Genomic DNA, 25513 nt, shown 5'->3' with positions numbered 1-25513 from the left:
CGGATGCCGCGCGGAACGGCGGACGACGCGCGGCCGCACCGCGTTCGGCCGCCGCGCGATCGAGTATGATTGCCGGATCATGTCTCGCAAACCTCTTGTCGACCCGCGGCGCGCCCGCGAGGAAATCGCCCAGTCCGCCGCCCGCCTGATCGCGGAGGACGGCCTCGATTACGCCAGCGCGAAGCGCAAGGCCGCGCGCCAGCTGTTCGGCGATACGCGCGTTGCCGGCGAATGGCTGCCGGATAACGACCTGATCGAGGAAGAACTGCGCGAGTACCTCGCCCTGTTCCAGAGCGACACGCAGCCGGACGAACTGCGCCGCCTGCGCGAGATCGCGCTCGACTGGATGCGCCGGCTCGCCGAGTTCAATCCGTACGTGACGGGCGCGGTGCTGAACGGCACCGCGAACGCGCATTCGGACATCCATTTGCAGATATTCACCGACAACCCGAAGGACGTCGCGATCTACCTGCTGAACCAGAACGTTCAGTACGACGTGTCCGAGACGCGGCATTTCGCCGGTCGCGCCGACGTCGAGACGCTCAGCTTCCTGTGGCGCCCGCGGCGCGACGTGGACGCGATCGGCATTCACGTCGCGCTCTACGCGAGCGACGACCTGCGCGGCGCGGTCAAGGCCGACGCGCGCGGCCGGGTCGCCCGCGCGGACGCCGCCGCATTGCGTGCGCTCGTCGAAGCCAGCAACGCCCCTTCCGAACCGGAATGATTCAACGATGATGATGAAACGCATGTTGCCGCTCGCGGTGGTCGCTGCCGCCGCCGTCGCCGGCGGGCTCGCCGCCGGCCACTGGTTCCGCGGCGGCAGCGCCGATGACGGCGTCGCCGTCGCCGCGCCCGCTGCGCAGGGCAGCCCGGTCGACCAGCTGTGGGCCGCGTCGCTGACCGGCGTCGACGGCAAGCCGGCGTCGCTCGCTTCCTTCAAGGGCCAGAAAGTCGTGGTCAATTTCTGGGCGTCGTGGTGCGGCCCGTGCGTCGAGGAGATGCCGGAGCTCGTCGCGCTGTCGCACCAATACAAGCAGAAAGGCATCCGCTTCATCGGGATCGGCGTCGATTCCGACCAGAACGTGAAGAACTTTCTGCAGAAGGTGAAGGTCGACTATCCGGTTTTCGTCAGCGGTTATGCGGGCGCCGATCTGGCCCGTAATTTCGGAAATACCGCCGGCGCGCTGCCGTTTACGGTCGTCATCGACGAAACCGGCAAGATTCGCGAGACAAAATTAGGACAAATCCAACCGGCCGAGCTGAAAAAGACCCTCGACGCGTTGTGATCGCCCTGAACGGCGGCCCGCACGTTGGCAGCGATTTGTACGTCGATCGCCGCAATTTCACGTGAATTCGCTGATACTTTGCAGCCGCACCGGTAATTCTTGCAGGTCCGGCGCGCCCGGCCGTTCGGCAAAACTAGACAAATTTCTCTAAATAGCGCTAAAGTTCGCGCAATTCCGCAGAAATAGAAGCGACCATGACACGATTGCTGGTGCTGCACGGCCCCAACCTGAACCTTCTCGGCACCCGGGAACCGGAGGTGTACGGCCGCGTCACGCTTGCGCAGATCGATCAGGCGCTTGCCGCGCGAGCCCAGGAAGCCGGCGCCGAACTGTCGTCGTTCCAGAGCAACCATGAAGGCGCGCTCGTCGACCGCATTCAGGCCGCGCGGGAGGAACAGACCGATTTCATCCTGATCAATCCCGCCGCGTATACGCACACGAGCGTCGCGATCCGGGACGCGATCGCCGGCGTCGGCATCCCGTTCGTCGAGGTTCATCTGTCGAACGTGCACCGCCGCGAAGCGTTCAGGCATCACTCCTACTTTTCCGACCAGGCCGAAGGCGTGATCTGCGGGCTCGGCTGGAAAGGTTATCTGTACGCGCTCGAGTACGCGCTGGACAAGCTGCAAGGCGCGTCGCGCGGCTGATTTCGCGATCTAGATTCAGCGCCGGTCCCACCGGCGCTTTCACGTATTGAAAGGGGAATTCCCGATGGATCTTCGTAAGCTGAAAACTCTGATCGACCTCGTTTCCGAATCCGGCATCTCCGAGCTGGAAGTCACGGAAGGCGAAGGCAAGGTGCGTATCGTCAAGAACGCGCCGCCGGTCTACGTGCAGCCGACGGCTGGGTATGCCCCGCAAGTCAGCGCGCCCGCTCCGTCGGTCGCGCTGCCGACCGAAGGCGCTGCCGCGCCGGCAGCAGGCGCCGCCGCCGCACCGGCCGCCCCGCAAGGCCACGTCGTGACGTCGCCGATGGTCGGCACGTTCTATCGCGCGCCGTCGCCGGGCGCGGACCCGTTCGTCCAGGTGGGCGACACGGTCAAGGAAGGCCAGACGATCTGCATCATCGAAGCGATGAAGCTGCTCAACGAGATCGAGTCGGACAAGGCCGGCGTGATCAAGGAAATCCTCGTCGAGAACGGCCAGGCCGTCGAATACGGCCAGCCGCTTTTCGTGATCGGCTAAGTCCGCCGCGCGGCCCGTCCGGCCGCGCGCCGCCGATGCTCGCCAGGCGCCGTTCGCGCGCCCCTCGAAGAGACGAATACTCGCTATGTTTGAAAAAATCCTCATTGCCAACCGCGGTGAAATCGCGCTGCGCATCCAGCGCGCGTGCCGCGAGCTCGGCGTCAAGACGGTGGTCGTCTACTCGGAAGCCGACAAGGAAGCCAAGTACGTGCGCCTCGCGGACGAAGCCGTCTGTATCGGCCCGGCCCCGTCGAACCTGAGCTACCTGAACATGCCGGCGCTGATCAGCGCCGCGGAAGTCACCGATGCCGAGGCGATCCACCCCGGCTACGGCTTCCTGTCCGAGAACGCCGATTTCGCCGAACGCGTCGAGCAGTCGGGCTTCACGTTCATCGGCCCGCGCCCGGAAACGATCCGGATGATGGGCGACAAGGTCACCGCGAAGCAGACGATGATCAAGACCGGCGTGCCGTGCGTGCCGGGCTCGGAAGGCGCGTTGCCGGACGATCCGAAGGAGATCGTGAAGATTGCGCGCGCGATCGGCTATCCGGTCATCATCAAGGCAGCGGGCGGCGGCGGCGGGCGCGGGATGCGCGTCGTGCACACCGAGGCCGCGCTCGTGAACGCGGTCAACATGACCCGCGAGGAAGCCGGCCGTGCGTTCGGCAACCCGCAGGTGTACATGGAGAAGTTCCTCGAGAACCCGCGCCACATCGAAATCCAGGTGCTGTCGGACGCGCACAAGAACGCGATCTGGCTCGGCGAGCGCGACTGCTCGATGCAGCGCCGTCACCAGAAGGTGATCGAGGAAGCGCCGGCGCCCGGCATTCCGCGCCGCCTGATCGAGCGCATCGGCGACCGCTGCGCGGACGCGTGCAAGAAGATGGGCTATCTCGGCGCGGGCACGTTCGAATTCCTGTACGAGAACAACGAGTTCTACTTCATCGAGATGAACACGCGCGTGCAGGTCGAGCACCCGGTGTCGGAGATGATCACGGGCGTCGACATCGTGCAGGAACAGATCCGCATCGCAGCGGGCGAGAAGCTCGCGCTGCGCCAGCGCGACATCGAGTTCCGCGGACATGCGATCGAATGCCGGATCAACGCGGAAGATCCGTTCAAGTTCACGCCGTCGCCGGGCCGGATCACGTCGTGGCATACGCCGGGCGGCCCCGGCGTGCGCGTCGACTCGCATGCGTACAATGGCTATTTCGTGCCGCCGAACTATGATTCGATGATCGGCAAGCTGATCACCTACGGCGCGACGCGCGACCAGGCGATCCGCCGGATGCGCATAGCGCTGTCGGAAATGGTCGTCGAAGGCATCCAGACCAACATCCCGCTGCACCGCGAGCTGATGATCGACTCGAAGTTCGTCGAAGGCGGCACCAGCATCCACTATCTCGAACACCGGCTCGCCCAGAAGCAGCAGGTCGCACCGGAAGAAGCGTAAGCATGAGCTATCGCGAACTCGTCGTCGAACTGGCCCGTGAGCATGCGGAGGCGCTGTCCGACGCGCTGCTCGACCTCGGCGCGCTGTCGGTGTCCGTCGAGGACGCCGACGCCGACACGCCCGACGAACAGCCGCTCTTCGGCGAGCCCGGCCTCGTTCCCGAACGCACCGCGTGGCAGCACTCGCGCGTGATCGCGCTGCTGTCGCCCGATCACGACCCGGCCGTGCTGCTCGCGGCGGCCGCGAACGAGATCGGCGTCGCCGAGACGCCGAAGTTCGACGTGCGCGAAGTCGAGGAACAGGACTGGGTGCGGCTCACGCAGTCGCAGTTCGAGCCGATTCCGATCGGCGAGCGGATCTGGGTCGTGCCGTCGTGGCACGACGCGCCGGACCCCGACGCGCTGATCCTCGAACTCGACCCCGGTCTCGCGTTCGGCACCGGCAGCCACCCGACCACCCGCCTGTGCATGGAATGGCTCGAACAGTCGGTGAAGCCCGGCCAGTCGGTGCTCGACTACGGCTGCGGCTCTGGCATTCTCGCGATCCTCGCGCGGAAATGCGGGGCGAACCCCGTGGTCGGCATCGACATCGATCCGCAGGCGGTCGAATCGGCGCGCCAGAACAGCGAACGCAACCATGCGGAAGTCACGTACGGGCTGCCCGATGCGTGCCCGGCCGGCGAATTCGACATCGTCGTCGCCAACATCCTGTCGAACCCGCTGAAACTGATGGCATCGATGCTCGCATCGAAGGTGAAACCGGGCGGGCGCATCGCGCTGTCGGGCGTGCTCGCGCGCCAGGCGGACGAAGTCGCGGCCGTCTATGCGCGCTACGTCGACATCTCGGTCTGGCGCGAACACGAAGGTTGGGTATGCCTCGCCGGAACGCGGCGGGAAAGCCATTAGAATAGCGCTGTCCTTCACTCTGGCCAGCAGGCCGCCCGGCTCGACATGCTTCTTGCGACGCGCTGCCCTCATTGCGAAACCGTCTTCCGGCTGCAGCAGGAACAGCTCGCGCTGCATGACGGGCTCGTGCGTTGCGGACACTGTCAGCAGGTCTTCAACGCATCGCAGTCGCTCGTACCCGATCCGGCACCGCCGGAATCCGCGCTGACCGAAGCGGCGCCGGTCGAGCCGGCCGCCGCCAACCCGCAACACGACGCCCCGCCCGCGCGGCTCTTCACCTCCGACGCACCGGTCGAACCGGCAGCGGGTTCCGATTACCAGCCGGAAGGCTGGGACATGTGGGCGCCGTGGCTCGATGGCGGCGTCGACCCGTCCCTGCAGCACAGTGTCGAGACCGTGCGCGCCGAGCCGCTGATCCCGCTTGCGCTGCCGTCGACGGAATCCGGTGTGGTTCACCTGTCCGGCACGCCGGCGCCGATCGCATCGCAGCCGGCCGAGTTGCACGCCGTCGCCGCGCGATCGGCCGGACCGGATGCAGTGCCGCCCGAAACCGACGAACCGCTCACGCCGCTCACGCCGCTCACCGAACCCGACCTGCGTGAACCGCGCTTCGTCGCGCCCACGCCGTCGATCGAACCCGCCGCAGCAGCGCCCGTCGAACCGGTCGGCAACGCGCGCTTCGCCGTGCCCGACGACGAGCACGCGCCACGCGAACCGCGCTTCGCGTTCAGGCCGGTACAAGCCGAGCCCGGACTCGAACCGAAATCCGAACCCGACACCCACGCCGAACGTGCCGCCGCACCGGCCGCAGCCGCCAGCGAACCCGGTGCCGAACCGGACGTACAACCGGCCGCCGAGCCGGTCGCCCAGCCGGCCGTCCCCTTCCCCGCCGCACTGTCCGACGACGACCGCCCGCCCTTCGCCGTGACGCGCGAGCCGCGCGCGCAGCAGCGACGTGGAACGCTCGGCGGCTTTTTCGGCGGCCTCGTCGCGGCCGTGCTCGCGGTGCTGCTCGTCGCGCAGCTCGCGTGGTGGCAGCGCGAACCCGTGATGATCTACTGGCCCGTCACGCAGGGCTGGTTCCGGCAGGCGTGCGCGCCGCTCGGCTGCAAGGTGACGCCGCCGCGCGCGATCGACGGCCTGCGGCTCGACGCGGCCGACCTGCGCCAGATCGACGGCCCGCGCGTGCTGGAGTTGAAGGTGCCGCTGACGAACCGCTACCGCGTCGCGCTCGCCTACCCGTCGCTCGAGCTGACGCTGCTCGACGACACGAATCACGTGACCGTGCGCCGCGTGCTCGCGCCGCGCGACTACGTGCGCCCGGGCATGCCGATCGACGCCGGGCTGCCGCCCGGCACGACGCAGACGATGGTCGTCCGTCTCGACACGAACGGCGCGCCCGCCTCGAATTTCCGCGTCCAGATCTTCTATCCGTGACGCCCCGCGGCGCGCGCATGCGCGCCGTCTCAACCCGCGCGCCGCTGCGGCGCGCTATTTCGGAGCACGAACATGAGCAAAGTTACGCTGGGTGGCAACCCGATCGATCTCGCCGGCACGTTCCCGGCCGTCGGCTCGCAAGCCCCCGACTTCAAGCTGGTCGGCAAGGACCTCGCCGACCTGTCGCTCGCCAGCTTCGCCGGCAAGCGCAAGGTGCTGAACATCGTCCCGAGCCTCGATACGCCCACCTGCGCGACGTCTACCCGCAAGTTCAACGAAGCCGCGTCGTCGCTCGACAACACGGTCGTGGTGGTCGTGTCCGGCGACCTGCCGTTCGCCGCCACGCGCTTCTGCACGACCGAAGGCCTCGCGAACGTCGTGACGGCTTCGACGTTCCGCGGCGGCCGCGCGTTCGCGAACGCATACGGCGTCGACGTGACGAGCGGCCCGCTGAACGGCCTGACGGCCCGCGCGGTCGTCGTGCTCGACGCGCAGGACAAGGTGCTCCACGCGGAACTCGTCGGCGAGATCAAGGACGAGCCGAACTACGACGCAGCGCTCGCCGCACTGAAGTAACCCGCAGCCGCCCGTCCCTGCCGCGCGAGGCCCGACGGCCTGCGCGCGCCGGCCGGGCAGCCGCCTCCCTTTGCTCTCTACAGGAACGCACGCCTTGACTACGCTGATTTGCGGCTCGCTCGCCTACGACAACATCATGACCTTCGAAGGCCGGTTTCGCGAGCACATCCTGCCCGACCAGGTTCACCTTCTGAACGTGAGCTTCCTCGTGCCGACGATGCGTCGCGAATTCGGCGGTTGCGCGGGGAACATCGCCTACGCGCTGCACATGCTCGGCGGCGACGCGCGTATCATGGCGACGGTCGGCGCGAACGACGCCGATCGCTATCTCGAGCGTCTCGACAGCCTCGGCCTGTCGAAGGCCAGCATACGCGTGGTGCCCGAAACGCACACCGCGCAGGCGATGATCACGACCGATCTCGAGAACAACCAGATCACCGCATTCCACCCGGGCGCGATGATGCAGTCGCACCTGAACCGCGCGGACGAAGTGTCGGGCGTGAAGCTCGGCATCGTCGCGCCGGACGGCTTCGACGGGATGGTCCAGCACGCCGAGCAATTCGCGAAGGCCGGCATCCCGTTCATCTTCGATCCGGGCCAGGGCCTGCCGCTGTTCGACGGTGCGACGCTGCGCCGCATCATTGAACTCGCCACCTTCGTTGCGGTCAACGACTACGAGGGCAAGCTCGTCAGCGACAAGACGGGCTGGTCCGAACAGGAAATCGCCAGCCGGGTTCAGGCGTTGATCATCACGCGCGGCGAGCGCGGCGCCACCATTCTTCACAAAAACGGCGAAGAACAGATTCCGGTCGTGCAAGCCGAGCGTGTCGTCGATCCGACCGGCTGCGGCGACGCCTTCCGGGGCGGCCTGCTGTACGGCATCGAGAATGGCCTCGACTGGGCAACCACGGGCCGCCTCGCGAGCCTGATGGGCTCGATCAAGATCGCCCACCAGGGGCCTCAAACTTACGCACTGACGCGCGCCGAAATCGACGCGCGCTTCGAGGCTGCCTTCGGGTACAGTCTCAAATGAATATTGTGGGAGAGCAAAGATGTTGACCAAGAAAACCCTCACGCTCGCTGCCATGCTGACGGCCACGCTGACGCTCGCCGGCTGCTTCACGGCGCCGGGCTCGGCAGATGTCTATAGCGTCGGCCAGGCGCAGCGCGAGCAAACCGTGCGCATGGGCACCGTCGAAAGCGTCCGTGCGGTGCGCATCCAGTCCGATGGCGGCGGCAGCGCGATCGGCACGCTCGGCGGCGGCGCGCTCGGCGCAGTCGCGGGCAGCGCGATCGGCGGCGGCAAGGGATCGATCCTGACGGCCATCGCGGGCGGTCTCGTCGGCGCGGTCGCAGGCAACGCGGTCGGCGAAAACCTCAGCACGGCGAACGGTGTCGAAATCACCGTGCGCCTCGACAACGGCGACCTGCGCTCGATCACGCAGGCGGCGAGCGGCGAAGTGTTCCGCGCCGGCGAACGGGTGCGACTGCTGTCGAGCGGCGGCGTCACGCGCGTCACGCACTAACGAGCATCCTCAGCACGCGGCGCAAGCCGCGGTCGAACGCATGTGCGAAGCTGCACATGCGTTTTTTTTCGTCCGTGCCCGGCAGCCGGCCGGCCCATCGATGCAGAGGGACGAAAAAAATCCCGCCACCTGAGCCAGATGGCGGGATCGATTGAGTAGCGCTACTCAACCCGCGGACACCGCGTGAGTGTCCGGGTAGTGCTGGTCAGCCGCGATTACGGACGGCTGCCGGTCGGGAACGGCCATGCCGCTGCCGGGTTGAGCGCGGTCTTCACGCCCGATGCCGGCGCGACCGATGCGGTCGACGCGGTGGTTGCCGGTGCAGCCTTCTTCACGACGGCCTTCTTCGGAGCAGCAGCCTTCTTCGGAGCAGCGGCCTTCTTCGCCGGTGCGGCAGCCTTCGGAACAGCGGCAGCCTTCGGTGCAGCAGCAGCCTTCGGTGCAGCGGCAGCCTTCTTCGCAGGGGCAGCCTTCTTGGCAGGCGCAGCCTTCTTCGCAGCAGCCTTCTTCGCAGGCGCAGCCTTCTTGGCGGCAGCCTTCTTCGCCGGCGCGGCCTTCTTGGCAGCGGCCTTCTTCGCCGGTGCTGCCTTCTTCGCAGCAACCTTCTTCACCGCGACTTTCTTGGCTGCAACCTTCTTCGCAGCGGCCTTCTTCGCCGGTGCTGCCTTCTTCGCGGCAACCTTCTTCACCGCGACTTTCTTCGCAGCAACCTTCTTCGTTGCGACCTTCTTTGCCGCGACCTTCTTCGCAGCAGCCTTCTTCGCCGGTGCTGCCTTCTTCGCGGCAACCTTCTTCACCGCGACCTTCTTCGCAGCAACCTTCTTCACCGCAGCGGCCTTCTTCGCCGGAGCAGCAGCCTTCTTCGCAACGGTCTTCTTGGCAGCAACCTTCTTAGCAGCCGGTTTCTTCTTGGCAGTAGCCATGTTGTTCTCCTTCAGGTTCAGATGAGAGTCAGTTCAAACTACACCCTTCGTCAAAACCCGCTTCCCGCGGACGCTGTTCAGGACGTGCGCTTCGAAGCGGGCTATTCATCGGCGTACGCGGATACCACGCGCTTACGCTAATGAATACGGTATGGCGCGCGTGACCCCATGGCCTCGCGCGCCAAATCAAGTCGGTAGCCGGCGCGCCTCGCGCCGCCACCCCTAATCGCTTGATCAAGCGGACCGCCACACGGCCGTCCGCTTTTTCCGGAGGGAAGTTTGCCCATCCCACTGAAGGGTTCGCAAAGTGCCGATCATGTCGTTGGGCCGTTAAGGCACCGGGCATGCTTTGCATCAGGCGTTCTTGCTCCTAAACCTTGGGCCGGGGCCGAGAGGCCGCCGGCTGCTCACATCATGTGACGGGTTCGCTGCTGCGGGTTATTCCCAGGACAGCGCGCCGCCCGTCTGATACTCGATCACACGCGTCTCGAAGAAGTTGCGTTCCTTCTTCAGGTCGATCATCTCGCTCATCCACGGGAACGGGTTTTCCTCGTTCGGGAACAGCGGGTCGAGGCCGATCTGCTGGCAACGGCGGTTGCTGATGAAGCGCAGATAGCTCTTGAACATCGACGCGTTCAGACCCAGCACGCCGCGCGGCATCGTGTCCTCGGCGTAGCGGTATTCGAGTTCGACAGCCTGCTTGAACAGCTCGCGGATCTCGGCGCGGAATTCCGCGGTCCAGAGATGCGGGTTCTCGAGCTTGATCTGGTTGATCAGGTCGATGCCGAAATTGCAGTGCATCGACTCGTCGCGCAGGATGTACTGATATTGCTCTGCAGCACCCGTCATCTTGTTCTGGCGGCCGAGCGCGAGAATCTGCGTGAAGCCGACATAGAAGAACAGGCCTTCCATGATGCAGGCGAACACGATCAGCGACTTCAGCAGCTTCTGATCCGCTTCGAGCGTGCCGGTCTTAAAGGCCGGGTCCGTCAGCGTGTGGATGAACGGGATCAGGAATTCGTCCTTCGCGCGGATCGACGTGACCTCGTGGTACGCGTTGAAGATCTCGCCTTCGTCGAGACCGAGCGATTCGACGATGTATTGGTACGCGTGCGTGTGGATCGCCTCTTCGAACGCCTGGCGCAGCAGGAACTGCCGGCACTCGGGCGCCGTGATGTGGCGGTACGTGCCGAGCACGATGTTGTTCGCGGCGAGCGAATCGGCCGTCACGAAGAAGCCGAGGTTGCGCTTGACGATGCGGCGCTCGTCCTCGGTCAGACCGTTCGGATCCTTCCACAGGGCGATGTCGCGGGACATGTTGATTTCCTGCGGCATCCAGTGGTTCGCGCAACCCGCCAGATACTTTTCCCACGCCCACTTGTACTTGAACGGCACCAGCTGATTGACGTCAGTCTGGCCGTTGATGATGCGCTTGTCTGCAACGTTGACCCGCGCTTCCGAACCGCCGGCGGGAACAGCCGATGCTTGCGGCGGCACCGCAAGATCGCCTTCGAAAATGTCGCGGACCTGATGGGCGGCAGGCGTTGCAGCCTGCATTCCGACAGCCATCCCTGCGGAGGTGCGCAACGCGTTTTGCTGCGCTCCGCTCGCGGGGGTTACGGCAGTCTTCTCGTCATCCCAGTTGAGCATAAATTCTCACCATCAATTTAGAACGGTTTGTACCATCTTTTCCTGAGCGATAAAAGGGCTCGCTCACGAAAAATCCTTTTTTCGATTCGCGTTGCGACCTCGATACAACACTTTGAGCAACGCATCGTCGTTCATGCAGCGCGCGACGTGTGTCGCACGTGTATCGCGAGGTGCGCTCGACGCATCGAACGCTGATCGAAACGCGACGTCGTCGGGGATGTTTCGATCGCTTGTCACTGCCTGCAACGCGAGTGCCGCGTTACAGATTCCTTATCATTTTTTTAGTTGAGAGCGGCGCACACTTCAACCTCGATCGGTTGTCGTGCGCGCCGCCCGAACCTTCTTCAGGTCATGCGCGCCGCGTTACTGGCAGGCTTCGCACTCGTCGAAGCCGGGATCGCCCGGGCGCATCGTGCATACCGGACCGTCCGCTTCAACCGGCGCGAGTGCCGGTGCCGCGTCGACTGCGCCCGACGACGACGCTGCGCCGCCCGCTGCACCGAAGCCGCCTGCCGCGCCTTGCGCGCCGCCGCTGCTCGAGCCGCCGCTCGTCGGCACCGCGTTCAGCGCGCCGTGTGCGACCGTCGACTTCTCGACGTGCGTCGCTGCCATCGTGCGGAGGTAGTAGGTCGTCTTCAGACCGCGCAGCCACGCGAGCTTGTAGACCTCGTCGAGCTTCTTGCCCGACGCGCCGCCCATGTAGATGTTCAGCGACTGCGCCTGGTCGATCCACTTCTGGCGACGCGATGCCGCTTCGACCAGCCACGTCGGGTCGACTTCGAACGCGGTCGCGTAGATCGCGCGCAGGTCGGCCGGGATACGGTCGATGCGCGACAGCATGCCGTCGAAGTACTTCAGGTCGGCGACCATCACTTCGTCCCACAGGCCGCGTTCCTTCAGGTCGCGGACGAGGTACTCGTTGACCACCGTGAATTCGCCCGACAGGTTCGACTTCACGTACAGGTTCTGGAAGGTCGGCTCGATGCATGCCGACACGCCGATGATGTTCGAGATCGTCGCCGTCGGCGCGATCGCGACGCAGTTCGAGTTGCGCATGCCGTGCGCGGCGATCCGCGAACGCAGCGTCGTCCAGTCGAGCGACTCGGACGTGTCGACCTCGACGTAGCCGCCGCGCGCTTCCGTCAGCAGCTTCAGCGTGTCCTGCGGGAGGATGCCGCGATCCCACAGCGAGCCGCGGTAGCTCGAGTAGCGGCCGCGTTCCTCGGCCAGCTCGGTCGACGCGTAGTACGCGTAGTAGCAGACCGCTTCCATCGAACGATCGGCGAACTCGACCGCCGCTTCCGACGCGTACGGCGTGCGCAGCAGGTGCAGGCAGTCCTGGAAGCCCATGATGCCCATGCCGACCGGACGGTGCTTCAGGTTCGAGTTACGCGCCTTCGGCACCGCGTAGTAGTTGATGTCGATCACGTTGTCGAGCATGCGCATCGCGACGCTGATCGTGCGCTTCAGCTTGTCGTGGTCGAGCGCGTAGCTGCCGTCGGCCTGCTTCACCAGGTGGGCGACGAGGTTCACGGAGCCCAGGTTGCACACCGCGATTTCGGTGTCGCTCGTGTTCAGCGTGATTTCCGTGCACAGGTTCGACGAGTGGACGACGCCGACGTGCTGCTGCGGCGAGCGCACGTTGCACGGATCCTTGAACGTGATCCACGGGTGGCCCGTTTCGAACAGCATGCCGAGCATCTTGCGCCAGAGCTGCTGCGCCGGAATCTTCTTGAACAGCTTGATCTCGCCGCGCGCGACCTTCTCTTCGTAAGCCGTGTAAGCCTTCTCGAAATCGGCGCCGAACTTGTCGTGCAGGTCCGGGCAGGTCGACGGCGAGAACAGCGTCCAGTCGGCGCCTTCCATCACGCGCTTCATGAACAGGTCGGGAATCCAGTTCGCCGTGTTCATGTCGTGCGTACGGCGGCGATCGTCGCCGGTGTTCTTGCGCAGCTCGAGGAACTCCTCGATGTCGAGGTGCCACGATTCGAGGTACGCGCAGACCGCGCCCTTGCGCTTGCCGCCCTGGTTGACCGCGACGGCCGTGTCGTTGACGACCTTCAGGAACGGGACCACGCCTTGCGACTTGCCGTTCGTGCCCTTGATATGCGAGCCGAGTGCGCGCACGCGGGTCCAGTCGTTGCCGAGACCGCCGGCGAACTTCGACAGCAGCGCGTTTTCCTTCAGCGCTTCATAGATGCCGTCGAGATCGTCCGCGACCGTCGTCAGGTAGCACGACGACAACTGCGAGCGGTGCGTGCCCGAGTTGAACAGCGTCGGCGTCGAGCTCATGAAGTCGAAGCTCGACAGCACGTTGTAGAACTCGATCGCGCGCGTTTCGCGGTCGATCTCGTTCAGCGACAGGCCCATCGCGACGCGCATGAAGAATGCCTGCGGCATTTCGATGCGGCTGCCGTCGACGTGCAGGAAGTAGCGGTCGTACAGCGTCTGCAGGCCGAGGTAGCCGAACTGCAGGTCGCGGTTCGCGTCGAGCGCTTCGCCGAGACGCTTCAGGTCGAACTGCAGCAGCTTGTCGTCGAGCAGGCCGGCGTCGACGCCGCGCTTCAGGAACTGCGGGAAGTATTCCGCGTAGCGGGCCGACATCTCGGCCTGGACCACTTCCTCGCCGAGGATCTCGCGACGGATCGTGTGCAGCAGGATGCGGGCCGTGACCTGGCTGTATGCCGGATCCTTTTCGATCATCGTGCGCGCAGCGAGGATCGCCGAGTCGTAGACCTGGCTCATCGGCACGCCGTCGTACAGGTTCTTCACCGTTTCCGCGACGATCGGGTCAGGGTTAACCGCAGCGCCGAGACCGTCGCATGCCGACACGATCAGCGCGCGCAGTGCGTTCAGGTCGAGCGGGCGCGTGACGCCGTTGTCGACGACGTTGATGCCGGTGCTCGACTCGCCGCCCGCTGCCGCTGCTTCCTCGCCCGCATGCTGGCGCTCGAGGTGACGCTTCTCGCGATACAGCACGTACGCACGCGCGACGTTGTGCTCGCCGCCGCGCATCAGCGCGAGTTCGACCTGGTCCTGGATGTCTTCGATATGGAACGTACCGCCGTTCGGACGGCTGCGCACGAGCGCGCGCACGACGTTGTGCGTGAGCTGCTCGACGAGTTCGCGTACGCGTGCCGATGCCGCGCCCTGCCCGCCATTGACGGCCAGGAAAGCCTTGGTCACCGCAATCGCGATCTTCGAAGGCTCGAACGACACCACGCTGCCGTTGCGGCGGATCACCTTGTAGTCGGCGAACGTGGCCTGCGGCGCGAGCGCCTGCGCGCCCTGTTCGGTCCCGCCGAGCGGACGGCTCGAGGCGCTCTCGTACTGGGACGTCGCGTTGTCGGTGGTTTGCATGTGCAAAGCTCCTGGTGTTGGATGGTGCGGAGAGAACCGCGGATTAAAACGAACGCTGCGCTATCGGATGCGCGAGCGGTAAGAGGCGAGCGATGCGTCGGGGAAGCCGGTTCGGTCGATGCGCGACAACCGATCCGGTCGTGTGCTTCGTCATGTGTACGCTGCCCCGTCGAAGTTCGCTGCGCTTGATTGCGACGCCCGGACCGCCCGGCCTGGCGCGCCGCACTGAGAACCCTGGCCGCCGGCGTTGCCCGCCGGCCGGTGCCGCTCGGGTTTCCCCTGCGACACACACTATATCTAGTACAGAACCGCTCAACTGGCACCAAGTATAGTGGACATTCCGGCGACATCAAAACGGAGAATTTTCGCCGGAGGTATTGACATCAACCCGGCCGCCCGGACGGGCAGACGCGACAAGGCATTGGTCGGAAAAAAAAATTTCGCCCGCTCAAAAACCCTGCGATCAGTGCTGACGGAAAGGAAAGTATTCGGCGGAAAACCCGGCATCGCTCGCGAAGCGTTGCCAATCGAAGTGCGGACCCGGGTCGGTCTTGCGGCCCGGCGCGACGTCGGAATGCCCGGCCACCGCATCGATCGGGTAGCGCGCGGCGAGCGTGCGTGCGAGCACCCCGAGCGTCGCGTACTGCGCCGCGTCGAACGGCACGTCGTCCGCACCTTCGAGTTCGATGCCGATCGAGAAGTCGTTGCAGCGCGGCCGGCCGAAGAACTCGGACGCGCCCGCATGCCATGCACGCTCGTCGCACGACACGAACTGCACGAGTTCGCCGTCGCGGCGGATCAGGAAGTGCGCGGACACGCGCACGTCGCGCAGGTGACGCTGGTAATAGGGGTGCGTATCGCAATCGAGGCGATTCAGGAACAGCGCCTCGATCGCATCGCCGCCGAACTCGCCGGGCGGCAGGCTGATGTTGTGGACGACGACGAGCGTCGGCACCGCGCCCGCGGGCCGCGCCTCGAAATTCGGCGACGGCGCGTGGCGCGCTTCGCGCACCCAGCCGTTCGCGTCGACCGACAGCAGCGCTGCGTCGCTCATCGGGCGTCGTGGCCGCTCGCGTGTGCGCCGTGGCGCTGCGCGTGCTCGGTGCTGCAGAAGTATTCGCCGCCCGCGGCGACGGCGTCGCCCTGCGGCGTATGCACGCCGCACTCGGCGCAACGCACCATCGGTTCGGGCAGCGAGCGCGCGTCGCCGTTCGGGCGTGCCGCCCCGGCGCCAGGACCCGGTGCGCCGTCGTTGCCGCCACCGCGGCCGGCGCGCGCCTGCGCGTGCTCCTGGGCCTGGCGCAGCTTGCGCGTGAGCCACGAACCAGCGAAGAAGAGAAGAATCAGGAGAAGAATCTGTCGCATCGGAAACCTGCGTTCAAACCACGGAGCGGTGCAGCAGCACCTCGAAAACGAACCGGCTGCCGACATACGCGAGCAGCAGCGCGGCAAACGACACGAGCACCCAGCGCGCGGCGCCGCGCCCGCGCCAGCCCGACGTCTTGTGCGCGACCAGCAGGCCGCCGAACATCAGCCACGACAGCACCGCGAACACGGTCTTGTGATCGAGCCGCAGCGCGCGTGCATCGACCTGCTCGCTGAACAGGATCCCCGACGCGAGCGTCAGCGTCAGCAGCACGAAGCCGGCGCCGATCAGACGGAACAGCAGCTTCTCGAGCGTGAGCAGCGGCGGCAGCGTTTCGAGCCAGCTCGCGATCCAGCCGGTCGAGCCGTCGCGCCCGCCGCTCCTCAGCGACTGCAGGCGCCGCTCGACCATCAGCATCAGGACCGCATGCAGCGCGGCGATCGCGAAAAGGCCGTACGCGATGTTCGCGATCAGGAAGTGCATCTTGAACAGCGGCGCTGCGGCATAAGGCAGCACCCGCACGCCACCGAACACGAGCGGCAGCAGCGACGCGCCGCACGCGAGCGGCAGCACGAGCAGGCGCAGGCTGTCGAGCGGGAAGAAGAAGCTCTCGATCCAGTAGATGCCGGCGCCGAGCCAGAACATCGCGGACAGCGCGAACGCGAAGCCGAAGACCATCGCGTCGTGCGGGAAGATCGTCGTGTGCAGCAGCACGCCGTGCGCGACGAGCGCCGCGAACAGCAGCGCGCGGCCGGCGCCGCTCATTCCCGACGCGGCGGACGCCGGCACCGGCACGGCCGGCACGCTCGCGACGAGCGGCGTCGCACCCTGGCGGTGCGTGCGCCAGCCTGCGACGGCGAGGCCGCCGTACAGGAATGCGGTGAGGGCATACAGTACAATATCCATGTTCGAAGTTTACACTAGGCCCCCTTCCCGCGACGGCTCCCTTTTGTACGGTTCCGTTGCGCCTTCGGGCCCCACTGTCCATCGCTCCCCATGCTCGACAATCTCACTCAACGGATGGCGCGCGTCGTCAAGACGCTGCGCGGCGAGGCCCGGCTTACCGAGGCGAACACCCAGGAGATGCTCCGCGAGGTGCGTCTCGCGCTGCTGGAAGCCGACGTCGCGCTGCCGGTCGTCCGCGAATTCATCGCCAAGGTCAAGGAAAAGGCGCTCGGCGAGGAAGTGATCAGCAGCCTGTCGCCGGGCCAGGCGCTCGTCGGCGTGGTCCAGAAGGAACTGACCGCCGTGATCGGCGGCGACTACGAAGGCAAGGCCGCCGAGCTGAACCTCGCGGTCACGCCGCCCGCCGTGATCCTGATGGCCGGCCTGCAGGGCGCCGGCAAGACCACGACCGCCGGCAAGCTCGCGAAACTCTTGCGCGAGAAGTACAAGAAGAAGGTGCTGACGGTGTCGTGCGACGTGTATCGCCCGGCCGCCATCATGCAGCTGAAAACGGTGAGCGAACAGGTCGGCGCCGATTTCTTCCCGTCGACGCCGGACCAGAAGCCCGTCGACATCGCACTCGCGGCCGTCGACTGGGCGAAGCGCCACTACCATGACGTGCTGATCGTCGACACGGCCGGCCGCCTCGGTATCGACGAGGCGATGATGCAGGAAATCGCCGCGCTGCACGGCACGCTCAAGCCGGCCGAAACGCTGTTCGTCGTCGACGCGATGCTCGGCCAGGACGCGGTCAACACCGCGAAGGCGTTCAACGACACGCTGCCGCTCACCGGCGTCGTGCTGACCAAGCTCGACGGCGATTCGCGCGGCGGTGCCGCGCTGTCGGTGCGCCACATCACGGGCAAGCCGATCAAGTTCGTCGGCGTCGCCGAGAAGCTCGACGGCCTCGAGGTGTTCCACCCGGACCGGATGGCGAACCGGATCCTCGGCATGGGCGACATCCTCGCGCTCGTCGAGGAAGCGCAGCGCGGCGTCGACGTGCAGGCCGCGCAGAAGCTCGCCGACAAGGTCAAGAAAGGCGGCGACTTCGACCTGAACGATTTCCGCGCGCAGATCTCGCAGATGAAGAACATGGGCGGCCTGTCGTCGCTGATGGACAAGCTGCCCGCGCAGTTCCAGCAGGCGGCGGCCGGCGCCGACATGGGCCAGGCCGAGAAGTCGATCCGCCGGATGGAAGGCATCATCAGCTCGATGACGCCCGCCGAGCGCGCCAAACCCGAAATCATCAAGGCGACGCGCAAGCGCCGCATTGCAGCCGGCGCGGGCGTGCCGGTGCAGGAAGTCAACCGGATGCTGAACCAGTACGACCAGATGCGTACGATGATGAAGAAGCTGAAGGGCGGCAACATGCAGAAGATGATGCGCGGCTTGAAGGGCATGATGCCCGGCATGCGCTGATTCCGCCCGTCGGCCGGCGCGCGGGTTTTTGCCGTAGCGCGCGCCAGCCGTTCTGCTTCATTCTTATTTGTATACCGACTGCCCGCCAGAACTCATGAACCGCGAAGAAGCCCTCCACATTTTCGAACACTCCGAAGAGATCGTCTCGGCGGACGCCGTCAACGCGTCGATCGCCCGGATGGCCGAAGCGATCCGCGCCGAGATCGGCGACGCGTTCCCGCTCGTCCTCTCGGTGATGGGCGGCGCCGCGGTGTTTACCGGGATGCTGCTGCCGCATCTCGATTTCCCGCTGGAATTCGACTACATCCACCTGACCCGCTACCGCAACACGACGCAGGGCAGCCCGGAGATGCACTGGCGCGTCGCGCCGCGCGAATCGGTGAAGGACCGCATCGTGCTCGTGCTCGACGACATCCTCGACGAAGGCGAGACGATGGCCGCGATCCGCGACCGCATCCTCGACATGGGCGCGAAGCGCTTCATGTCCGCGGTGCTGTGCGAGAAGACGCTCACGAAAGCGAAACCGCTGCATCCCGACTTCTGCGGCTTCTCGGTGCCCGACCGCTACGTGTTCGGCTGCGGGATGGACGCCAAGGGCTACTGGCGCAACCTGCCGACGATCCGTGCGCTGACCGCGAACGTCTGATCGCCGCCCTGCCCGCTATATAAATGGAAAGCGGCGCTCCGGTTACCCGGAGCGCCGCATTTTTTCGTCGGTACGCACCAACGCGTTACATCTGCAGCTGGTGCACGAACGCCTTGATGCCGGCGAGCAGCATCTCGACCGAGATCGCGACGAGCACGAGACCCATCAGCCGCTCGAACGCGGCGACGGTTCGCTCGCCGAGCCACTGCTGGATCCGTTCGGCCAGCACCAGCGTGATCGCGCAGACGATCATCGTGACCGTCAGCGCGCCGACCCACTCGAACATCTTGCCCGGCGCCTGCGACGTCAGCAGCATCACCGTCGCGAGCGCGGACGGCCCGGCGAGCGCGGGAATCGCGAGCGGCACGATGAACGGTTCACCGCCGGCGCGCGGATCGCTGCCGAGCGCGCCGTCCGGATGCGGGAAGATCATCCGCAGCGCGATCAGGAACAGCACGATCCCGCCGCCGAGCCGCAGCGACAGGTCGGTGAGGTTCATCATCCGCAGGAAGCGGTCGCCGACCACCATGAAGAACAGCAGGATCACGAACGCGATCCCGACTTCACGCAGGATCAGCTTCACGCGCCGCTCGCGCGGCACATCCCGCATCGCCGTGATGAACAGCGGGATGTTGCCGAGCGGATCCGTGATCAGCACGAGGAGCACGGTGGCCGACAGGAAGGTGTATTCCACCGTATCCTCCGGTCGAAGCGCTTAGCGCGCGAGCGCGGCGCGGATCTTCTCCGTCACCGTCGCCGCGGCCGCGTCGGCCGGCAGCAGCGTCGCCTCGGCGTCGCGGCGGCCCTGATACTCGATCTTGCCTTCCTTCAGGCCGCGCTCGCCGATCACCAGGCGATGCGGCACGCCGATCAATTCCCAGTCTGCAAACATCACGCCCGGGCGCTCGCCGCGATCGTCGAGGATCACGTCGATGCCGGCCGCGGCCAGTTCCGCGTACAGCTTGTCGGCGGCCTCGCGGACCATGTCGCTGCGATCGTAGCCCATCGGGCACAGCACGACTTCGAACGGCGCGATCGACTCGGGCCAGATGATGCCGCGCTCGTCGAAGTTCTGTTCGATCGCCGCGCCGAGAATGCGCGTGACGCCGACGCCGTAGCAGCCCATCAGCATCGGCTGCGGCTTGCCCGACTCGTCGAGGAACGTCGCGCCCATCGCTTCCGAGTACTTGGTGCCGAGCTGGAACACGTGGCCGACTTCGATGCCGCGGCAGATGTCGATCTCACCCTTGCCGTCCGGCGACGGATCGCCCTTCTTCACGTTGCGCACGTCGGCGACGTCCGGCTCCGGCAGGTCGCGGCCCCAGTTCACGCCGGCGATGTGATAGTCGACCTCGTTCGCGCCGACGACGAAGTCGCTCATGTTCGCGACCGTGCGATCGGCGATCACCTTCACCGGCTTCTTCGTGCCGACCGGGCCGAGGTAGCCCGGCGGCGTGCCGAACCACTCGACGATTTCCTGCTCGGTCGCGAAGCGGTGGTTCTTCAGCCCCGGCAGCTTCGACACCTTGATCTCGTTCAGGTCGTGGTCGCCGCGCAGCATCACGAGCCAGATGGTCGGCTCGGCGCCTTCGTTGTCGGTGGCGAGCACGATTGACTTGATCGTACGCTCGAGCGGGATCGACAGCAGTTCGGCGACGGCCTCGCACTTCGCCTTGCCGGGCGTCGCGACCTTTTCCATCGCTTCGGCGGGTGCCGCGCGTTCGGCGATCAGCGGCAGCGCTTCGGCCGCTTCGACGTTCGCCGCGAAGTCGGACGTCGGGCAGTAGGCGATCGCGTCCTCGCCGGTATCGGCGATCACGTGGAACTCGTGCGAGAAGTTGCCGCCGATCGAGCCGCTGTCGGCCGCAACCGCGCGGAACTCGAGGCCGAGGCGCGTGAAGATGCGCACGTATGCGTCGTACATCTTGCGATACGACTCGTTCAGGCCGGCCGCGTCCTTGTCGAACGAATACGCGTCCTTCATGATGAACTCGCGGCCGCGCATCACGCCGAAGCGCGGACGGATCTCGTCGCGGAACTTCGTCTGGATCTGGTAGAAGTTCACCGGCATCTGCCGGTAGCTCTTGATCTGGTTGCGCGCGATGTCGGTGATGACTTCCTCGTGCGTCGGCCCGATCACGAAGTCGTTGTCCTTGCGGTCCTTGAAGCGCAGCAGTTCGGGGCCGTACTGCTCCCAGCGGCCCGATTCCTGCCACAGCTCGGCCGGTTGCACGGCCGGCATCAGCAGCTCGATGGCGCCTGCCCGGTTCATTTCCTCGCGCACGATCGCCTCGACCTTGCGAATCGAACGCAGGCCGACCGGCAGGTAGTTGTAGATGCCGCCGGCGACGCGACGGATCATGCCGGCGCGCACCATCAGCTTGTGGCTGACGATCTCTGCGTCGGCCGGTGCTTCTTTGAGGGTGCCGATAAAGAAACGGGAAGCTTTCATGCGGACGGTTCCAAATACGGCGCCCCCAGGCGGGGCGCCCGAAAAAGTTTCAAGGTGAAAAAGCTGCGCGCGACGAACGACGATGGCGCAGATGACTTAGCAGACAAATCAGGGACAATTCAGCCGGTGTACCCCGCGCGGTTTCGCTCCGTCACGGTGCGCAGCGCCCGTTATCTGTTTATAATCAAAGCAATTTTAAAGGATTCGAAGGTGGTTGTATGCTGGATCGTGAAGGCTTTCGCCCGAACGTCGGCATCATCCTCTTGAACGCGCGCAACGAGGTGTTTTGGGGCAAGCGGCTCCGCGAGCATTCCTGGCAGTTTCCTCAAGGTGGGATCAAGTACGGCGAGACCCCCATGCAGGCGATGTACCGGGAGCTGCACGAGGAGACGGGCCTGCACCCGGAACACGTCAAGATAATCGGCCGCACTCGCGACTGGTTGCGTTACGAGGTGCCTGACAAGTTCATCAAGCGCGAAGTACGCGGACATTACCGCGGCCAGAAGCAGATCTGGTTCCTTCTGCGGATGGTCGGACGCGATTGCGACATTTGCTTGCGCGCGACCGACCACCCGGAGTTCGATGCGTGGCGCTGGAACGAGTACTGGGTGCCGCTCGATGCGGTGATCGAGTTCAAGCGGGATGTCTATCAGTTGGCGCTGACGGAACTGTCGCGCTTCCTGCGCCGCCCGGCGCAGCGAGCCGAAAAGCCGCGTGGGCCGCGTCTGTCGCGCTATCCGCGCGTCATCGGCGCGCAGGCCCAGCAGACGCTGACGATTGTCGACACATCGGTGGTCTGTTCCGAGATCGAAGTGGAGGCGAGCACGCTCGACGAGATGCCGCCCCGCGTGATCGTCGGCAAATGACGAGTCGGACTGCATGACCGGGCGCGACCTTGGTGTCGCGCCCTTTTTTTACGAGGAATGCATATTGAAAGCGATTGCTCTCGCGCTCGCATCGATCGTCGCGGCGGCCACGCTGGCCGGTTGCGCGAATTCGAAGACGCCGACCAACAAGGATGACAGCGAGTTCGTGTACCTGCTGGACCGCCAGGGCAACTGGAAGGAAAACCCGGTCGACACGCTGCCGCCGCTGCCGCAAGCGGGCGATCTGCTGCCGTTCAACGTGTCGCAGAACACGCCGCTCAAGTTCTCCGTCGATGCGAAGTCGCTCGCGGTCGGCAGCGACGGCGTCGTGCGCTACGCAGTCGTCATCACGAGCCCGGCCGGCGCGCGCAACGTGAACTACGAAGGCATCCGCTGCGACACCTACGAATGGCGTCAGTATGCAGGCCTGAATTCGGATCACGACGGCTGGGACCGCACGGTCGAGAACGACTGGCGTCGCATCGAGAACGGCGAGCTGAACGCGTACCACTCGGCGCTGTACCAGGACTATTTCTGCGCGAACAAGATGCCGCAGGGCACGACCCAGCAGATCCTCGAGAACATCAAGTTCCACCGCACCGCGATGAGCCAGCTGCGCTGACCGCGCAACCGAGGCCGGCTGCCCGGCCTCGTTTCGCTTCGTCACAACAAAAAGCCCGCGCGATGCGGGCTTTTTGCTGTCTCGCGACGCCTGGCCGAACGGTTACACGAGCACGAGGTTGTCGCGGTGAATCAGCTCCGGCTCCAGCATGTAGCCGAGCACCGTCTCGATCTCGCCGCTCGGCTTGCGGTGAATCAGCTTCGTTTCCGCGCTGCTGTAGTTCGTGAGGCCGCGCGCCACTTCACGCCCGTCGGGGCCGACACACGCGATCACCTCCCCGCGTGCGAACGCGCCCTGCACGCCAGTCACGCCGATCGGCAGCAGGCTCTTGCCGCCGGCCGTCAGCTTCTCGACCGCGCCCGCATCGATCACGACGTGCCCGCGCACCTGCAGGTGATCGGCCATCCATTGCTTGCGCGCGGCCATCCGCGCGGTGCGCGCGATCAACTGCGTGCCGATCGCCTCGCCCGCCGCCAGCCGCACCAGCACGTCGGCTTCGCGGCCGCTCGCGATCACGGTGTTCGCGCCGCTGTGCGCCGCGCGCTTCGCCGCGAGGATCTTCGTCAGCATCCCGCCGCGGCCGAGGCTCGAGCCTGCGCCGCCGGCCATCGCCTCGAGCTCCGGCGCGCCCGCGCTGGCTTCCGCGACCAGCGTCGCATTCGGATCCTTGCGCGGATCGGCGGTGAACAAGCCCGTCTGGTCGGTCAGGATGATCAGCGCATCGCCTTCGATCAGGTTCGCGACGAGCGCGCCGAGCGTGTCGTTGTCGCCGAACTTGATTTCGTCGGTGACGACCGTGTCGTTCTCGTTGATGATCGGCACGACGCCGAGCCGCAGCAGCGTCAGCAGCGTCGAGCGCGCATTCAGGTAGCGCTCGCGATCGGCCAGGTCGGCGTGCGTCAGCAGGATCTGCGCGGTGCGGATATCGTGCTCGGTAAAGCGGCTTTCATAAACTTGCGCGAGCCCCATCTGGCCGACCGCGGCGGCGGCCTGCAGCTCGTCGATCTCGCGCGGACGCTTGCTCCAGCCGAGCCGCTGCATCCCTTCGGCAATCGCGCCCGAACTGACGAGCACCACTTCCTTGCCCTGTGCGCGCAGCGCGGCGATCTGGGCCGCCCAGCGGCCGATTGCAGCATGATCGAGCCCCTTGCCGTCGTTGGTCACGAGGCTGGAGCCCACCTTCACCACCAATCGCTTGGAATCCGCGATGATCGAACGCATCGTGCGCCGTCTCCTGTATCTGATGCCTGCCCGGCCGGGCGCAATTGAATTCAGGCACCGGACGCGATGCCCGGTGCGTGTCGGGCCCGCTCAGGCGTCGTCGCCGGGCGTCGCGCCGCCATCGGCTTGCGGCGCATCGCGGAACCGCACGTCCGCGGCCAGATCTTCCTCTTCCGCCGCACGATGTGCGTCCGAATGCTCGGCGAGGTAATCGTAGATCGCGTAGCACAGCGCTTCGCAGCCCTGGCCCGTGAGCGCCGAAATCTCGAACACCGGGCCGTCCCAGCCGAAACGGTCGAGGAAATCGGCGACGCGCGCCTCGCGCTCGTCTTCCGGCACCATGTCGAGCTTGTTGAGGACGAGCCAGCGCGGCTTCTCGTACAGCGCCTCGTCGTATTTGCGCAGCTCGCCGACGATCGCGGTCGCTTCAGCGACCGGGTCGACGCTTTCGTCGAACGGAGCCAGATCGACGAGATGCAGCAGCACGCCGGTGCGCTGCAGGTGTCGCAGGAACTGGTGGCCGAGGCCCGCGCCTTCGGCGGCGCCCTCGATCAGCCCCGGAATATCGGCGATCACGAAGCTCTTGCTCGGGCCGACCCGCACGACGCCAAGGTTCGGCGCGAGCGTCGTGAACGGATAGTCGGCGATCTTCGGCTTCGCGTTCGACACCGACGAGATGAAGGTCGACTTGCCGGCGTTCGGCATGCCAAGCAGACCGACGTCGGCGAGCACCTTCAGCTCGAGCCGCAGCATGCGCCGTTCGCCGGGCTTGCCGTCGGTTTTCTGGCGTGGCGCGCGGTTCGTGCTCGACTTGAAATGCAGGTTGCCGAGACCGCCTGCGCCGCCCTTCGCGAGCATCACCTGCTGATCGTGCTCGGTCAGGTCGGCGATCAGCTCGCCCGTATCCATGTCGGTCACGACCGTGCCGACCGGCATGCGCAGCGTGACGTCGTCCCCGCCCTTGCCGTAGCAATCCGAGCCGCGACCGTTTTCGCCGTTGCGCGCCAGGTGCTTCTTCGCGTAACGGTAGTCGATCAGCGTGTTGATGTTGCGGTCGGCGATCGCGTAGACGTTGCCGCCCCGGCCGCCGTCGCCGCCGTCCGGCCCGCCGAACGGAACGAATTTCTCGCGGCGCATCGACGCGCTGCCATCGCCTCCGTCGCCGGCGATGACTTCGATTCGTGCTTCGTCAATGAACTTCATTCGTCACTCCGACCAGTATTTCCGCTATTGTGCCGCGCGCCGGCGCGCTTGAACAATCTGCCGTTCGGCCGATTGCCCGCCAGTGTCGCGACAGCCGCCGGCGCGCACATGCGCCCGGCGGCCAAATAAAAAAAGGCCCCGCGAAGACTGCGGGGCCTTTCGGCTACGAAGCCCGTGGGTGCCTGAACTTAGGCAGCCGCCGGGACAACGATGACCAGATGCTTCTTGTCCGCGCCCTTGGTCGCGAACTTGACGTGACCGTCGACCAGCGCGAACAGGGTGTGATCCTTGCCCATGCCGACGTTCTCGCCAGCGTGCATGCGCGTACCGCGCTGACGCACGATGATGCCGCCAGCGTTGATCGCCTGGCCGCCGTACACTTTCACGCCGAGACGTTTCGACTCGGAGTCGCGGCCGTTCCGGGAAGAGCCGCCTGCCTTTTTGTGTGCCATCTGATTGCTCCTTTACCGAG

General features: G+C 65.8%; 26 protein-coding genes. 14 read left to right on the top strand and 12 right to left on the bottom strand.

The annotated features are described in order from the left end of the window. The first annotated feature begins 79 nt into the window (after positions 1 to 79). The 10 genes from DIE04_RS05225 to DIE04_RS05180 all read left to right on the top strand — a co-directional run bounded on the left by DIE04_RS05225 (position 80) and on the right by DIE04_RS05180 (position 8368). Positions 80 to 724, top strand: coding sequence for a UDP-N-acetylmuramate--alanine ligase (locus DIE04_RS05225; protein WP_124488239.1), 645 nt, complete (start codon positions 80 to 82; stop codon positions 722 to 724). A gap of 7 nt (positions 725 to 731) precedes the next feature. Then, positions 732 to 1286: a TlpA disulfide reductase family protein gene (locus tag DIE04_RS05220; RefSeq protein ID WP_124488238.1), complete on the top strand. Its 555-nt coding sequence runs from the start codon at positions 732 to 734 to the stop codon at positions 1284 to 1286. A 194-nt stretch (positions 1287 to 1480) separates the two neighbouring features. Then, positions 1481 to 1933, top strand: coding sequence for a type II 3-dehydroquinate dehydratase (gene aroQ, locus DIE04_RS05215; RefSeq protein ID WP_040143361.1), 453 nt, complete (start codon positions 1481 to 1483; stop codon positions 1931 to 1933). 64 nt (positions 1934 to 1997) lie between these two features. Then, on the top strand, positions 1998 to 2471 hold the full coding sequence (accB, locus tag DIE04_RS05210; protein WP_044844199.1) for an acetyl-CoA carboxylase biotin carboxyl carrier protein: 474 nt from the start codon (positions 1998 to 2000) through the stop codon (positions 2469 to 2471). Between the two features lie 85 nt (positions 2472 to 2556). Next, the gene (gene accC, locus DIE04_RS05205) at positions 2557 to 3924 is read left to right on the top strand and encodes an acetyl-CoA carboxylase biotin carboxylase subunit (RefSeq protein ID WP_044844200.1); all 1368 of its coding nucleotides are present in this window, start codon (positions 2557 to 2559) and stop codon (positions 3922 to 3924) included. 2 nt (positions 3925 to 3926) lie between these two features. Beyond that, complete coding sequence (prmA, locus tag DIE04_RS05200) at positions 3927 to 4829, top strand: 50S ribosomal protein L11 methyltransferase (protein WP_124488236.1); 903 nt, start codon at positions 3927 to 3929, stop codon at positions 4827 to 4829. A 45-nt stretch (positions 4830 to 4874) separates the two neighbouring features. Beyond that, positions 4875 to 6266 (top strand): DUF3426 domain-containing protein, encoded by a 1392-nt coding sequence (locus tag DIE04_RS05195; RefSeq protein WP_124520007.1) that lies wholly within the window; start codon positions 4875 to 4877, stop codon positions 6264 to 6266. A 72-nt stretch (positions 6267 to 6338) separates the two neighbouring features. Further along, a complete protein-coding gene (tpx, locus tag DIE04_RS05190) occupies positions 6339 to 6842 on the top strand; it encodes a thiol peroxidase (RefSeq protein ID WP_044844203.1) in 504 nt (167 codons plus the stop codon). A gap of 94 nt (positions 6843 to 6936) precedes the next feature. Next, on the top strand, positions 6937 to 7875 hold the full coding sequence (locus DIE04_RS05185; protein ID WP_044844204.1) for a carbohydrate kinase family protein: 939 nt from the start codon (positions 6937 to 6939) through the stop codon (positions 7873 to 7875). 19 nt (positions 7876 to 7894) lie between these two features. Next, positions 7895 to 8368 (top strand): glycine zipper 2TM domain-containing protein, encoded by a 474-nt coding sequence (locus DIE04_RS05180; RefSeq protein WP_011883213.1) that lies wholly within the window; start codon positions 7895 to 7897, stop codon positions 8366 to 8368. Positions 8369 to 8583: 215 nt separating this feature from the next. Here the strand turns inward: DIE04_RS05180 and DIE04_RS05170 are convergent, their stop codons facing one another. The 7 genes from DIE04_RS05170 to DIE04_RS05135 all read right to left on the bottom strand — a co-directional run bounded on the left by DIE04_RS05170 (position 8584) and on the right by DIE04_RS05135 (position 16573). After that, positions 8584 to 9291: a histone H1-like DNA-binding protein gene (locus tag DIE04_RS05170; protein ID WP_124520267.1), complete on the bottom strand. Its 708-nt coding sequence runs from the start codon at positions 9289 to 9291 to the stop codon at positions 8584 to 8586. A 28-nt stretch (positions 9292 to 9319) separates the two neighbouring features. Continuing rightward, positions 9320 to 9646: a hypothetical protein gene (locus DIE04_RS05165; RefSeq protein ID WP_082088468.1), complete on the bottom strand. Its 327-nt coding sequence runs from the start codon at positions 9644 to 9646 to the stop codon at positions 9320 to 9322. Positions 9647 to 9729: 83 nt separating this feature from the next. Next, positions 9730 to 10941: a ribonucleotide-diphosphate reductase subunit beta gene (locus DIE04_RS05160; protein WP_044844206.1), complete on the bottom strand. Its 1212-nt coding sequence runs from the start codon at positions 10939 to 10941 to the stop codon at positions 9730 to 9732. A 363-nt stretch (positions 10942 to 11304) separates the two neighbouring features. Further along, entirely contained in the window at positions 11305 to 14301 is a 2997-nt protein-coding gene (locus DIE04_RS05150) for a ribonucleoside-diphosphate reductase subunit alpha (protein WP_124520011.1), read from the bottom strand. A 463-nt stretch (positions 14302 to 14764) separates the two neighbouring features. After that, positions 14765 to 15355, bottom strand: coding sequence for a 1,6-anhydro-N-acetylmuramyl-L-alanine amidase AmpD (gene ampD, locus DIE04_RS05145; protein ID WP_124488232.1), 591 nt, complete (start codon positions 15353 to 15355; stop codon positions 14765 to 14767). Next, on the bottom strand, positions 15352 to 15666 hold the full coding sequence (locus DIE04_RS05140) for a PP0621 family protein (RefSeq protein ID WP_124488231.1): 315 nt from the start codon (positions 15664 to 15666) through the stop codon (positions 15352 to 15354). The genes ampD and DIE04_RS05140 overlap by 4 nt, the downstream gene beginning before the upstream one ends. Positions 15667 to 15679: 13 nt before the next feature. Then, positions 15680 to 16573, bottom strand: a complete 894-nt coding sequence (locus DIE04_RS05135) for an inner membrane protein YpjD (protein WP_124488230.1) — start codon at positions 16571 to 16573, stop codon at positions 15680 to 15682. 90 nt (positions 16574 to 16663) lie between these two features. Between DIE04_RS05135 and ffh the strand changes: the two genes are divergently transcribed. Both ffh and DIE04_RS05125 read left to right on the top strand, forming a co-directional pair. Next, positions 16664 to 18031, top strand: coding sequence for a signal recognition particle protein (gene ffh / locus DIE04_RS05130; protein WP_039317379.1), 1368 nt, complete (start codon positions 16664 to 16666; stop codon positions 18029 to 18031). A gap of 94 nt (positions 18032 to 18125) precedes the next feature. Further along, positions 18126 to 18677 carry a hypoxanthine-guanine phosphoribosyltransferase gene (locus DIE04_RS05125; protein WP_044844211.1) on the top strand — a complete coding sequence of 184 codons (552 nt, stop codon included), beginning with the start codon at positions 18126 to 18128 and terminating at the stop codon, positions 18675 to 18677. An 85-nt stretch (positions 18678 to 18762) separates the two neighbouring features. Here DIE04_RS05125 and DIE04_RS05120 read toward each other — a convergent pair whose 3' ends face one another. After that, positions 18763 to 19371 carry a MarC family protein gene (locus tag DIE04_RS05120; RefSeq protein WP_044844212.1) on the bottom strand — a complete coding sequence of 203 codons (609 nt, stop codon included), beginning with the start codon at positions 19369 to 19371 and terminating at the stop codon, positions 18763 to 18765. Positions 19372 to 19392: 21 nt separating this feature from the next. After that, positions 19393 to 21129: a proline--tRNA ligase gene (locus DIE04_RS05115; protein ID WP_044844213.1), complete on the bottom strand. Its 1737-nt coding sequence runs from the start codon at positions 21127 to 21129 to the stop codon at positions 19393 to 19395. 218 nt (positions 21130 to 21347) lie between these two features. On the opposite strand from DIE04_RS05115, the gene DIE04_RS05105 reads away from it, so the two are divergent. Then, entirely contained in the window at positions 21348 to 21995 is a 648-nt protein-coding gene (locus DIE04_RS05105; RefSeq protein ID WP_044844214.1) for an RNA pyrophosphohydrolase, read from the top strand. A 13-nt stretch (positions 21996 to 22008) separates the two neighbouring features. Beyond that, positions 22009 to 22617, top strand: a complete 609-nt coding sequence (locus DIE04_RS05100; protein ID WP_044844215.1) for a CNP1-like family protein — start codon at positions 22009 to 22011, stop codon at positions 22615 to 22617. Positions 22618 to 22719: 102 nt separating this feature from the next. Here the strand turns inward: DIE04_RS05100 and proB are convergent, their stop codons facing one another. The 3 genes from proB to rpmA all read right to left on the bottom strand — a co-directional run bounded on the left by proB (position 22720) and on the right by rpmA (position 25493). Beyond that, positions 22720 to 23838, bottom strand: a complete 1119-nt coding sequence (gene proB / locus DIE04_RS05095; RefSeq protein WP_044844216.1) for a glutamate 5-kinase — start codon at positions 23836 to 23838, stop codon at positions 22720 to 22722. A 90-nt stretch (positions 23839 to 23928) separates the two neighbouring features. Next, complete coding sequence (gene cgtA / locus DIE04_RS05090) at positions 23929 to 25041, bottom strand: Obg family GTPase CgtA (protein WP_044844217.1); 1113 nt, start codon at positions 25039 to 25041, stop codon at positions 23929 to 23931. Positions 25042 to 25229: 188 nt separating this feature from the next. Beyond that, the gene (gene rpmA / locus DIE04_RS05085; protein WP_006476999.1) at positions 25230 to 25493 is read right to left on the bottom strand and encodes a 50S ribosomal protein L27; all 264 of its coding nucleotides are present in this window, start codon (positions 25491 to 25493) and stop codon (positions 25230 to 25232) included. Between the last annotated feature and the right edge of the window lie 20 nt (positions 25494 to 25513).

The organism is Burkholderia sp. Bp8994 (assembly GCF_003853805.1).
In the GTDB taxonomy this organism is placed as follows: Bacteria; Pseudomonadota; Gammaproteobacteria; order Burkholderiales; family Burkholderiaceae; genus Burkholderia.
The sequence above is the reverse complement of the archived record's forward strand: the minus strand, read 5'-3'. Positions and strand labels throughout refer to the sequence as shown.